Source organism: Vibrio sp. CyArs1, from assembly GCF_022432925.1.
GTDB lineage: Bacteria > Pseudomonadota > Gammaproteobacteria > Enterobacterales > Vibrionaceae > Vibrio > Vibrio mediterranei.
Map to the genome: position 1 here is coordinate 197,243 of NZ_JAKRBO010000001.1, position 12,931 is coordinate 210,173.

The 12,931-nt window shown below is 44.7% G+C and carries 8 protein-coding genes and 1 pseudogene; 7 read left to right on the plus strand and 2 right to left on the minus strand.

Going from position 1 to position 12,931, the window contains the following annotated elements:
- Positions 1 to 22: 22 nt before the first annotated feature.
- From MMA19_RS00880 to MMA19_RS00890, 3 genes are read left to right on the plus strand one after another with little or no spacing between them, the layout of a single operon-like run.
- Positions 23 to 1,321, plus strand: coding sequence for a peptidoglycan DD-metalloendopeptidase family protein (locus MMA19_RS00880; RefSeq protein ID WP_124941980.1), 1,299 nt, complete (start codon positions 23 to 25; stop codon positions 1,319 to 1,321).
- Positions 1,314 to 1,964: a DUF1007 family protein gene (locus MMA19_RS00885; RefSeq protein ID WP_006073561.1), complete on the plus strand. Its 651-nt coding sequence runs from the start codon at positions 1,314 to 1,316 to the stop codon at positions 1,962 to 1,964. The genes MMA19_RS00880 and MMA19_RS00885 overlap by 8 nt, the downstream gene beginning before the upstream one ends.
- Positions 1,957 to 2,826 carry a hypothetical protein gene (locus tag MMA19_RS00890; protein ID WP_124941981.1) on the plus strand — a complete coding sequence of 290 codons (870 nt, stop codon included), beginning with the start codon at positions 1,957 to 1,959 and terminating at the stop codon, positions 2,824 to 2,826. Before MMA19_RS00885 ends, MMA19_RS00890 begins: the two co-directional genes overlap by 8 nt.
- A gap of 3 nt (positions 2,827 to 2,829) precedes the next feature.
- On the opposite strand, the gene selD is transcribed toward MMA19_RS00890, so the two are convergent.
- Positions 2,830 to 3,873 (minus strand): selenide, water dikinase SelD, encoded by a 1,044-nt coding sequence (selD, locus tag MMA19_RS00895; protein ID WP_240205248.1) that lies wholly within the window; start codon positions 3,871 to 3,873, stop codon positions 2,830 to 2,832.
- A gap of 130 nt (positions 3,874 to 4,003) precedes the next feature.
- Positions 4,004 to 5,755, minus strand: coding sequence for a sigma 54-interacting transcriptional regulator (locus MMA19_RS00900; protein WP_236109552.1), 1,752 nt, complete (start codon positions 5,753 to 5,755; stop codon positions 4,004 to 4,006).
- Between the two features lie 525 nt (positions 5,756 to 6,280).
- On the opposite strand from MMA19_RS00900, the gene MMA19_RS00905 reads away from it, so the two are divergent.
- The 4 genes and pseudogenes from MMA19_RS00905 (at position 6,281) to ygeW (ending at position 12,930) form a co-directional block, all read left to right on the plus strand.
- Positions 6,281 to 9,505, plus strand: a complete 3,225-nt coding sequence (locus tag MMA19_RS00905) for a molybdopterin cofactor-binding domain-containing protein (RefSeq protein ID WP_240205249.1) — start codon at positions 6,281 to 6,283, stop codon at positions 9,503 to 9,505.
- 12 nt (positions 9,506 to 9,517) lie between these two features.
- Positions 9,518 to 10,024, plus strand: coding sequence for a (2Fe-2S)-binding protein (locus MMA19_RS00910; protein WP_006073551.1), 507 nt, complete (start codon positions 9,518 to 9,520; stop codon positions 10,022 to 10,024).
- Between the two features lie 11 nt (positions 10,025 to 10,035).
- A pseudogene (locus tag MMA19_RS00915) lies at positions 10,036 to 11,328 on the plus strand (nucleobase:cation symporter-2 family protein); the annotation flags it as partial.
- 414 nt (positions 11,329 to 11,742) lie between these two features.
- Entirely contained in the window at positions 11,743 to 12,930 is a 1,188-nt protein-coding gene (gene ygeW / locus MMA19_RS00920) for a knotted carbamoyltransferase YgeW (RefSeq protein ID WP_006073548.1), read from the plus strand.
- Position 12,931: the final 1 nt, after the last annotated feature.

The window sequence follows — 12,931 nt, forward strand, 5'->3', positions numbered from 1 at the left end:
GTGTTTTAGTTATTGTTATCCTATGAAGTCTCCACGATACGTCTTGTTTGCTATCGCTGCTGTCTCATTTTCCCTCGCAGCGTACCTCTCACTTGAACAAGAACAGCCTCAACCTGAACCTGTAACCATTAAAATTACACCATACAAATCTACGCTCGATAACCCTGAAATTAGCGCTTCAACCCCAACGACATCGCTGCAAGCAGAAAAGCCTAACCTTGCTAAAGTCCATTACATCGTTAAAGTTGGTGACTCGTTAAGCACCATTTTTAATGCCTGGGACTTGTCGTATAACACTCTGCAAAGTCTACTAGAGGCCGATTTAAACTCGCTGAAACTCGACACTATTAAGCCTGGCGACCACCTAGAAATGGTGATAGATCGAAACACTAACCAGCTCAAGCAATTAACCTATCATGAAAGCTTAGTGGAAAGGGCTGTATACAAACGCTTGGAAGATGGCAGCTACAGCTATGAATTTATTGAAGAACAAGGTGAGTGGAAGACACATCTCTTCTCTGGAGAAGTAATTGGCAGCTTTTCGAGCTCTGCCCATAAAGCAGGGTTAACGATCACACAGATCGCCAACATTACCCGAGTCCTAAGAGACAAAATAAACTTCGCCAAAGATTTCAGAGCGGGTGATACCTTTAACATTCTGGTCAATGAGCAATACCTGCGTAACCACTTAACAGGCAATACCGAAGTACAAGGTATCTCGATTACGATTAGAGGAAAAGAAGTCGCTGCGTTCTTGGCTGAAGACGGTCGTTTCTATGATCGTGAAGGTAACAGTTTAGAGCAAGCCTTTGACCGCTACCCCGTTGCGAAACCGTTCAGAAGAATTACCTCACCATTTAATCCACGACGCATCCATCCTGTTACTGGACGTATTTCACCACATAACGGTACTGACTTTGCAGCACCTGTCGGCACACCCGTTCATTCGACTGGTGATGGTAAGGTAATTGCCGTGCGCAACCACCCTTACGCGGGCAAGTATTTAGTTATTGAGCATAACAGTGTCTACAAAACACGATACTTACATTTGCAGCGTATTCTTGTTAAACGTGGTGACCATGTTAAGCGTGGTCAGACAGTGGCTTTATCTGGAGCAACTGGGCGCTTAACGGGGCCCCATTTACACTTTGAAGTGCTAGTACGAAATCGTGCAGTTGATCCAATTACAGCTAACTTGCCGATGGCAACGTCGATACCACCAAAGGATAAGCCTGCGTTTATTGCGCGAATTTCGGAATTTGACCAACTTGTTGGTAACGAAGGCGATATTCCGGCGGTTCAAGAAAAACGCCATGTTTAATCGGTTCGCATTGAGAGCTTTCAACTGGCAGGGAGTATTCTTTGTGGTTTTGTTGACGTTGGCGACCAACGTCAACGCACACCCACATTCGTGGATAGGTAACCAGTTAACGATCAATGGCAAAGGGACACTGGTGGATAGCATCAGCATGGAATGGGTGTTTGATCCTTTCACCAGCGCCTATGCGCTAGACGGCGATTTTTCAGTGTTTGATAGCGAAGAAAAAGCGCATAAAGAAGCGGTAAGGTTGATGTCGAATCTTTTGAATACACATTACTTTACCTATTTGTATGTTGATGGCGAACCGCTTAAGTTTCGTTTGCCAGAGGTCTACGCATTAACTAAGCGAGGACGACGTATGGTACTGACTTTTACATTGCCGTTATCTCGCGCTATCGATGTATCGACTCAGGAGCTGGATGTTCAGGTTTACGATAATACCTACTTCATCGATATTTCTTGGAAAGACCCGTCGACCGTTACGCTTAGTCCAGACGTAAGTGGCAAATGCAAGACTACCCTTGAAACCCCAAATCCGTCTCAAGAAATCCTTGATTACGCGAACTCATTAGGCATTGATGAACAAGGGGATGACGACCTTGGTGCTCATTTTAGTCAGAAAGTGAGCATACATTGTGAATAGCTTGAACCGTTGGATTCAAGCTTTAACGCTGGCACTAATATTGGCCGTTTTTGTCGCCGTGATTATGGGTGTGATCGAGAACATTGACTCCCTTAGATGGGTGTTTGTTTCGATACAGCGATCGCTACTAGAACAGCTATCTGACTACTTGGATCTGGTTGACTCTGGCGACTGGCAGGCACTCATTGTTACTGCACTGTGTACTTTTGCTTATGGTTTTACTCATTCTTTGGGGCCGGGGCATGGCAAAAGTGCGGTGATGTTGCTCGCAACAAGCTCAACCTTAAGCCGATGGAAACTAGTTTGGTTAAGCCTACTTATCAATATGTTGCAAGCAGCAGTGACGATCTCCATTGTTTTGCTTGCCAACCAGTTCTTATCTATTGGGTATCGGGCTTCCATAGGCTGGGTTGCATCCATTAATCAGTTTGTTGGCGCTGGTATGGTGGTGCTTGGCGTCGTTTATTTGATTAAAGGTTGTATCAAACAAAAACGGCCACACGAACCTGAAGTCAGTACCGTGGCGACATGGAATTTCTCAAACGTTATATTATATGGATTGCGACCTTGCAGCAGCTCGGCATTGATAGGGCTTTTCAGTATGCTTTGGTTTGGCTGGCAGTTGTCGTTAGGTTTGATGCTGGCGAGCTTTTTCGGTAGCTTTCTATCATTAAGCTTAGTGGTCGTATTCGGTCAAAGCGCTTGGTTTAAACTGGAATCTTTACTTCATCGTCGACATAAAAACCAAGAGAAACAATGGATGTGGGGTTATGTCGCGGTTTTCGCTATTTCAAGCTTTTATATCATGGTCGGCTGGTTGTTTTGGGAGACAAGTGCAGTACAAATGTCTCCCATCTTGTGACTATTAACGTTCTATTTTAATTTGTGGTTGCTGACTATTGGCTGGCTGAGTCAGTGACCCAATTCTTGTTGCCGTAACACCACAACTTCTGCAGAAGTTCAGCATATCGTTTACGCCGCTCTTTTCTACTGCGAGAAGCAGGCCACCAGAAGTTTGTGGATCGCATAAGATGGCTTTGTCAAAGTCGCTTATTTCACCCAGCATATGTTTGACTGAGTCATAGTTTCTGTGAGTGCCTCCAGGTATGGTGCCTAACTCAATATATTCCTCAACGCCAGGTAGCAGAGGTATCGCAGGTAAATCGATATGGGCATCTAGATTGGAACCATTACAGACTTCAATAAGGTGGCCAAGTAAGCCAAACCCCGTTACATCTGTGATAGCTTTTACTTGTGAAAACTCAGCAAGCTGCTGACCAATCACGTTGGACTCACACATCCATTTCACTGCTAGTCCTTTATGTTCTGGTTTAAGCTGCTTTTTCTTCTCAGCACTGGTTAATAAACCGATACCTAGAGGTTTGGTTAAAAAGAGGTCACAGTCTGCGGTGGCTTTTGAATTCTGTTTGATTTGATCTAACTTGCCAGTTCCGGTTACGGCCAAGCCAAATATCGGCTCTGGGGAGTCAATGGAATGGCCGCCCGCAAGCTCAATACCTGCTTTTTGGCAGACGCTGCGTGCTCCCTCTATAACTTTTCCTGCAATCTCTGGAGCCAATTTGTCGATAGGCCAGCCTAAAATCGCTAGCGCCATAATAGGTTTCCCACCCATCGCATAGATGTCGCTAATAGCGTTAGTGGCAGCAATACGGCCAAAATCAAACGGGTCGTCAACTATTGGCATGAAAAAGTCGGTGGTACTGATAACGCAGTGTCCATCGCCAATATGATAAACCGCGGCATCATCACGGCTAAGGTTGCCAACGATTAATTGATCACTGCTTGGCGTAGGTGTGTAGGAGGCGAGAATTTGGTTAAGGACTTTCGGTGACAGTTTACAGCCACAACCGGCACCATGACTGTATTGGGTAAGCGCGATATTTTCCATAGCAACAACTCCGTACGTAAGTGAATTAGGGAGAGAAGCATCAATGAGGCAATAACCAAGTACAGACTTGGTTATTACAGCGCCCCATTTTAGCTATTGAGAGCGTTCAACAAGAGATTGTCGAAAATAGTTAGCTATAGCACTTCTCGTTCAGACCATATTTTTTGAGTTTTCGATAAAGAGTAGCAATTCCTATGCCTAGTTCTTCCGCAACTAATTTGCGGTTTCCTAGTCGGCCAATTGCTTCTTCAATTCTGACTCGTTCCATGTCTTCTAAGCTCATTCCTGAATCCTGAATAGGGCTAGGTTTGGGCTCGGGTTGATGTGCTTCAAAGTGAGGGGGGAGAAGGTCAACATCAATCTGTTCGCCTTCCGGTACGATATTAATCAGATACTCTACTAAATTACTCAATTCACGAACGTTGCCCGGCCAGTGGTAACTGGTTAAACAGCTCATAGCTTCTTCAGACATACCTGGGTAATTGGTACCCAGTTTTTGGGTATGTATGTCCATAAAGTGATTAACCAACAGAGGTACGTCACCTTCGCGCTCACGCAATGCAGGTAGTTGCAAAGGAATAACGTTAAGTCGGTAGTAAAGGTCTTCACGGAACTTGTTAGTAGCAATCATCTCGGCGAAGTTTCGGTTGGTCGCAGAAATGATTCGAATGTCCACTGGAGTGGCTTTGTTAGAGCCAATTGGCATGACTTCGCGCGCTTCTAGTACACGAAGCAGTTTCGCTTGTAACTGCATCGACATATCGCCGATTTCGTCTAGGAAAAGTGTGCCATTGTTTGCGGCTTGGATTAAACCGACTCGGCCTTTACTGGACGCACCGGTAAAGGCGCCCTTGGTATAACCAAATAGTTCACTTTCCAGTAGCTGATCCGGGATCGCTGCACAGTTGATAGCAATAAACGGGTTTTGTGCTCGTCCGCTGAGCTTATGAACAGCGTTGGCGATGACTTCTTTACCTGTACCACTTTCACCATTAATAAGAACACTCGATGGGCTCTTAGAAATGCGTGACATGAGTCCTTTCAGCTTTTGCATTTTTGCACTTTCACCGATGACTTCGGCAAATATGGCATTGGTCTCGTAAGGTAGGACAGGGTTATGTGGTTGGTAGAATGACATTAAGAATAGTTTATGAGTTCGACAATTATAAAATTGCCCCACTAATAATTCTTCTCGACGACCAATCGAAACAATATGTTGCTGTTGATGATCATTACTACCGCGACATTGTGATAGAGGTCTAATATTTATTTTCTTTTCTGGCAGTTCTTGAATAGTAATATTCAGGTTAGCTAGGGCAGGTTGATTGCCATATTTAACGTAGTTATTTTCATCAAGAACTAAAACTCCTTGGTCCATATTGTCTATTAAGTTAATAAAGACATCTTCAAGGCCTTTATTCGGTGTTTGGTTTTCTGTGACTTTTGCCACAACAAGTTGCGCGGTATGTTTAATGTAGTCGGAAAAAAGCTTCGCGTTGTCTTTAATAGTCTGTTGAGATTCTTCTGTAAAAGCGACAAGGCTCATTACGCCAATACAACGATCTTCAAGAAGAATAGGAACACCTAGGAAGGCAGTTTCTCGGCACGCATCCTTAGTTGTGCACTCGGCACAGAGCGGATCGGCTTGAGACTTGATGAGTGTTTTTTCTTCTTTTGTTTCAATGATATATCTAAAAAGTCGTGAGCTGGCGTTGAGTTTTTTTCCAAAAAATTGGCTATAGGGGCCTGTTCCCGCGATACGGACCAAATCCGCGTCAACCACTTCAGCATCCACCTTGAGAACGGTAGACAGCATCTGGGTGAATCGGATGATGGTTGGCTGTATAGCCATGAGTTCGGAAGCGTTCTTAGTTTCAGGCATAATGTTTTAATCGTTATTAAGAGAATGACATTCTATTTTTAATTACTCCTTATGAGTTTGATTTAGGTCAGAGACAAATGTACACGCCTGTCAATTTTCAGAGCTTTGGTATCTGGGTCACATATTTATCAATACGCACTTTTGAATAAATAAGCATTATTCCCATTTGATGTCAGAAAATGAGAGTTTCTCGAAATGAGTCTATCAACCCGCAAGGCTATCAAATTGATAGTCTCACAATGATAATCTGCAATTTTCAGGTTTATAAATAAATTAACTTAGATTCGAGTATTTTATAGCTAAGATATATATCGCCGTTATATCAACCGATAAATAAAATCTCCATCACAGTTTTTTAGGTAGTTCATTTTTAACAAGAATATTTATGCTGACGATTGACTTTATGGAATTAATGGCTTGATAAATGCTTTGATCTAGCTTTCCGGCACGCCTGCTTTACTGCTCTATTTCGTGGGCGTGCCGCGAATCGTGATGCACACCTCATTCAACCAAGAGGGAGTTATTATGAATGAAGCTGGCTTAGGCAGCAGAATGCCTCGAGTAGATGGACGAGCCAAAGTAGAAGGTACGGCAGTTTACGGCGACGATGTTCACATATCGGGTTCTCTTCACGGAGTTTGCCGTTACACAGATATACCTGCGGGTAGAATTCTTTCTTTAGATACCTCGGACGCAATGAAAGTCCCTGGAGTCGAACGAATCATTACTTATGACGATATTCCAGGAGATCCCAAAGTTGGGGTGATCATTCGAGACTTTTACCCTATATGTCAGGAATGGGTACGTTTTAGTGGTGATGTTATTGCACTCGTTATCGCAGACAGTTATGAGACTGCTTGTGAAGCAAGTGAAAAGATCCGAGTCGAATATGAACCATTTCAGCCCGTTACTGATCCAGAGTCAGCGTTAGAAAGTGATGCAAGACTGATTCATCCGGATAAAGATTCTAATGTCGTTAACACTCACCACACCGTTAAAGGTGATGCAGATAAGGCCATTGCGAAGGCCGATGTGGTTATCGAACACACCTATCAAACGCACTATCAAGAACATGGCTATATTGAGCCAGAATCAATAACCACTTATCTAGACCCCAATAATAACGAGCTGACTATCGTTGGTTCAATTCAAAACCCTCATAGAGTAAGAAGCTTTGTCGCCGGTTTCCTTGGTATTCCACAAGCAACTATCAACGTGAAGCGTTCTGTGCTTGGTGGTTCGTTTGGTGGTAAAGATGACACCATTGATCATCTTGCTTGTCGAGCGGCGTTATCCACTTACCTTACCAAACGCGCAGTCAAGTTCTCCTATAACAGAGAGCAGTCACTTATCGAAAGTACCAAACGTCACCCATACACTATGCGCTACAAAGTCGGCGTATCGCGTGAGGGTAAAATTGAAGGGATTAAAATCAATATTATCGCGGATGCTGGTGCCTACGCGACTTGTACGCCGTTTGTAACTTGGCGCTCTTCAGTTCAAGCCGCGGGTCCGTATGATATTGACCATGTTCGAGTAGACGTGACAGGGGTTTACACCAACAACAGCGTATCGGGTGCAATGCGTGGTTTTGGTTCTCCTCAGATTATTTTCGCTCACGAATCCTTGATGGATGAGATAGCACTAACATGCGATATCGACCCAATTACGGTGCGTGAACGCAATGTTCTGAAACAAGGCTCTTTGAGCATGACAGGACAGTGTTTTGACCAGCATACGGTTTCAGCATCAGAAGTATTGAAAACCGCAGCGGAAAAATCTCAGTTCTATGAGCGTATGGCGGAAATGAACGCTAAGAACAACGTCAATTCGCCCATCAAATATGGTATTGGTTTAGCACTTAGTTATCGTGGCTGCTCTTTAGGTGCGGAAGGTGCGGATAACTCCACCGCGTTGTTATCGTTAAATGCAGACAGCAGTCTAAATATCTCAACTGGTGTGTGCGAAAACGGACAAGGCCTGCAAACTACCATGGCGATGATAGCGGGCGAAGTGTTAGGTGTGCCTTTGGATATGGTGCGTTTCTCAGAATCGCCAACCAGCCTAATCGCTGACGGCGGACCAACCGTTGCATCTCGCGCCACAATGACAGGCGGTAATGCGGTGAAACTCGGCGCAGAAACCATCCGAGCTCGTTTGTTTGATACCATAAAATCCGACCTCAAAGTCACGCGAATTGAAGATACCACATGGCGAAACGGTCAGATTAAATCGAACTTACAGTCTGATATTCAAGTGCCACTGCAAGAGGCGATTTCACGTTGTCGTCAGCAAGGGATTAACCTTGCGGCCTATGGTTGGTTCGATCCACCGCCGATTCACTGGGATGAAGAGAAGGGCACAGGCTCACCATACTTTACGTGGGTTTACGGCTGCCAAGTTGCAGAAGTAAAAGTAGACACCTCAACCGGTAAAGTAGATGTACTTGGGGTAACCGCAGTACACGATGTAGGTAAGGTTATTAACCCTGTCGGTTTTGAAGGCCAAGTAGCGGGCGGTATCGCTCAAGGTATCGGATTCGGTATTTTAGAAGACTACAATATCGAACAGAGCGAAGTGAAATCCGATAACTTCGACACCTACTTAATGCCTACCATCAAAGATATTCCCAACCTCAATATCCACGCGATAGAAAATCCCGACCCAGCAGGCCCTTACGGCGCGAAAAGTATTGGTGAACCTGCCGCAGAGCTCGCCGCTGCTGCCATCGTTAATGCTGTTGCGTTTGCCACTAAAAAACGTCATAGAACGTTACCACTGACACTGGAGCAAGTGTACTTAGGCTACAACCTTAAAAAGCCAGTGCGTCAAAGCGAACTCTTATGCAGCGGTGACAACCATCATCAAGTGAACCGCTTGTGCGATCTCAATGTGACTAGACCTGAAACCTTGGGTGAGGCGTTGTCGTTAATGCAGCAAGGTTCAATGACTATCTTAGCGGGTGGTACCGATGTGCTTGTTCAGCATCGTTTGCAAGAAACCGCAGCACCACTACTCGATATCACGGGCCTCAAAGAGCTAAAAACTATCACTCACGAAGGTAACAGCATAGTGATTGGTGGTGGTGCATGCATCACTGATGTCGTGGAGCACGAAGAAGTACGTCACCACTTCCCATTATTAGCAACCGCATGCAAAACCATAGGTTCAACACAAATCAGAAACCGTGCAACATTAGGCGGCAACATCGCCAATGCAGCACCATGTGCCGACTCAATTCCTCCGTTGATCGCTTACAAGGCAGAAATTGAGCTAGCGTCTGAAAAACAAGTGAGACGCTTACCTATAGCTGAGCTTCTTAAAGGCGGTTATCGCACGGACATTCAACCAGATGAGCTACTGACTAAGATCATTCTTACGATTCCAGATAAACCATTTGAGCTAACCGAGTACGTTCAACTAGGACGTCGTAATGCACTGAACATCACACGTTTGAGCTTGAGCTGTTTGATGAACGTCGAACAGGGCATAGTCAAAGAGTGTCGTCTTGTTGATGGCGCGCTATTTAGCTATCCACGACGCTTGTATCAAGTAGAAGAAGTGTTGTGTGAAACCACGTTAGACGAGCAGGTTATTGGCCGTGCTATCAGCGTGCTATCAGACATTATCGAAACAGAAATTGGTGGACGTTGGTCAGCTGCATACAAACAGCCTGTTTATCTGAACATGTTCCGAGAGCTTATGTCGGAAATCCAAACCAAACTGTCAGATGACCAGTCGTTAGCATAGGAGTGCATTTCAATGGTTAAAGAAACAAAACAAATATCGCTAACGGTGAATGGCGGTGTGTATAACCTCGAAGTCACGGGTAATACACGGCTACTCGACATGTTAAGAGAGCAATTGTCACTTACTGGCACGAAAGAAGGGTGTGCGGTAGGTGAGTGCGGTGCATGCACCGTGATTAAAGATGGCAAGCCGGTTTGTTCTTGTCTGGCACTGGCAATTCAGTGCGAAGGCAGTGAAATCGTCACCATTGAAGGGTTAAGAAAGGACCCACTGGGAGTGGTTCTTATGGATGAGTTTTTGACCACCGGAGGAACACAGTGTGGTTTCTGCACGCCAGGCATGATCATAAGTGCTTGGGCGTTGCTTAAACGCTATCCAAACCCGACTGAAGAAGAAATTCGTGATGCTCTGGAAGGCAACCTGTGTCGATGCACTGGTTATCAGCCGATTGTAGAAGCAATTAGGCGCGCCACAGAGTTTTGCAACATTCCTCAATCTCAAGTAGAGCACAGCCTATAAAAGGAAGCAGTATGGAACTCCTCTATGAACTAGACGAAAAACCCCCGTATGGCGTTACCTTATTTCTCGCAGTACAGCACATGTTGGCATCAATAGGAGGTATTGTCGCAGTGCCGCTTATAGCGGGGAGCGCGATTGGCTTGCCGCCTCAAGACATTGTCACGCTAATCAGCGCGTCATTGCTTGTGTCGGGTTTGGTCACTATTGTGCAATGTATTGGTTTTAAGCAGATCGGAATCCGGCTACCTGTCGTTATGGGTTCGAGTTTTGCCTTTATTGGCAGCATTATCGCCATTGGCAAAACCGAAGGGTTGGATGCAGTGCTTGGAGCCGCATTTGTAGGGTCATTTCTGGTGGTAGGTTCAAGCTTTTATATGAGCCATATTCGCAAGCTATTTCCTACCATTGTTAGTGGTGTGGTTGTAACCTTGATTGGTTTGACCATTTTACCTGTAGCAATGAACTGGATTGGTGATGCTCCTCAAGGTCACCCAGAGTTCGCGACGTTGCCGAAAATATTCTTGGCTGCCGCATCGTTAGCCGTGGTGATAGGCGTATCAGTGTTCTGTAAAGGCGTTGTCGCCGCATCGAGTATCATCATTGGGTTAGCCGCAGGTTATATGATGGCTATTCCACTGGGTATGGTCGATGTTACTCAAATTGGCGAAGCGAATTGGGTGGCAGCTCCTATGCCTCTGCACTTTGGGATGAGTTTTTCCATCCCAGCCATTATTACCATGAGTTTGGTCTATTTGGTGGTAGTTGCAGAAGCAACAGGAGACTTTATGGCACTGGCGAGCAACTGTCGTGTTGAGCTGAAAGGGAATGACTTGAAAAAAGGACTGTTGGCCGATGGTTTAGGCAGTACCTTTGGTTCGTTCTTCTCAGCCATGCCAGTAGCAAGTTTCAGTCAGAACGTTGGTATCGTTGGTATTAGTGGAGTCGCTAGCCGCTTTGTCGTTGCAGTGACAGGCTGTTTGTTGGTACTTGGTGGTCTATTCCCTAAATTTGCAGCATTAGCGGTGACGGTGCCAAAACCTGTGCTCGGTGGGGTTGGCTTCGTTATGTTCGGTATGATTGCTTACGCGGGTATTCGAATGCTAATGAAAGCCACTGATTCCCGACGCAATGCGATCGTGGTTTGTGTGGCGTTAGCATCAGGTTTGGCGGTTACCTACGAGCCTAATCTACTGCGTCATTTCCCAGAGAGTTTAAAACTTGTTTTCCACTCTGGCATCACCACGGGCACCCTAGCTGCCGTTACGCTAAACCTTATCCTTCCTAAGTCAAAAGCTAGCAAAGAATAGCCCTTCTAAGACACTCTTCTCGCCCTGAGAAGAGTGTCTATCACCCAATATCAATATGATACTCACCCTTTTACTATCGCTATCAATTTGGTTTCGGTGCTCTAATCAGACTGATAGTTGAGACTGTCATCGTTTTCATCCCTTCCATTGTCAAACGACGAACCCTTATAAGACGGGGCTTTCAAAGAAATTTCATTCTTTTTTATTTGATACGAATTATTGGCACAGAACTTGGAATATAAGAACCAGTGACAGAAATCTGAAGGCCAGACGATCGGCCAGTTAGGAGTAAATACAAATACAAACAAGAGGGCAAATACGCTTTGTTAGCCTGTTAAATATAAATAGCATGCGAATATTATCTTGAGTTGTATTTTTTATAGTTAATCTAGATGGATAATGGGATAGCAAATGAAAAATATGAATGAACTGATTAAAGAAATTTCTCAACTAGAATCAAAACTTCACGATAAAGACTTTCTATTAACGTGGGAGCAAAGCCCAGAAGAATTAGAAAGAGTATTAAAAACTGCACAAGTACTAAAAACCATGCGTGGTGAAAATATCGCCACTAATGTATTTAAAAACGGCCTAGGCATTTCCTTATTTAGAGACAACTCGACTCGTACTCGCTTTTCTTATGCTTCCGCTATCAACATGTTAGGTCTAGCGCAACAAGATCTTGATGAAGGTAAATCTCAAATTGCTCACGGTGAGACAGTTCGTGAAACTGCGAACATGATTTCTTTCTGTGCTGATGCGATTGGTATTCGTGATGACATGTACTTAGGCGCTGGTAATGCTTACATGCGTGAAGTAGGTGAAGCGTTAGATGATGGTGTTAAAGAAGGCGTACTTCCTCATCGTCCAGCATTGGTTAACCTACAGTGTGATATCGACCACCCAACACAGTCTATGGCTGACCTAGCATGGTTAGAAGAGCACTTCGGTGGCTTAGACCAACTTAAAGGCAAGAAGATAGCGATGACTTGGGCGTACTCGCCAAGTTACGGTAAGCCTCTATCTGTGCCACAAGGCATCATCGGTCTTATGAGCCGTTTCGGTATGGATGTCGTGCTAGCGCACCCTGAAGGCTATGACCTAATTCCTGAAGTTGTTGAAGAAGCGAAGAAAAACGCACAAGAGTCTGGCGGTAGCTTCACTCAAGTAACTTCTATGGAAGAAGCATTCAAAGATGCAGACATCGTTTATCCAAAATCTTGGGCACCTTACAAAGTTATGGGCGAGCGTACTGACTTGCTACGCGCTAATGACCATGATGGACTAAAAGAGCTAGAGAAAGCGTGCTTGGCACAAAACGCACAGCACAAAGACTGGCACTGTACTGAAGAGATGATGAAGCTAACTAAAGGCGGTGAAGCGTTGTACATGCACTGTCTACCTGCAGATATCACAGGCGTGTCTTGTGAAGAAGGTGAAGTAGAAGAGTCTGTATTCGAGAAGTACCGCATTGCAACTTATAAAGAAGCAAGTTGGAAGCCGTATATTATCGCGGCAATGATTCTGAACAGAAAATATCAAGATGTCGCAGGCGTTCTTGATGAGCTACTAAACGAATCAGAAAAAAGAGTTAAATAAA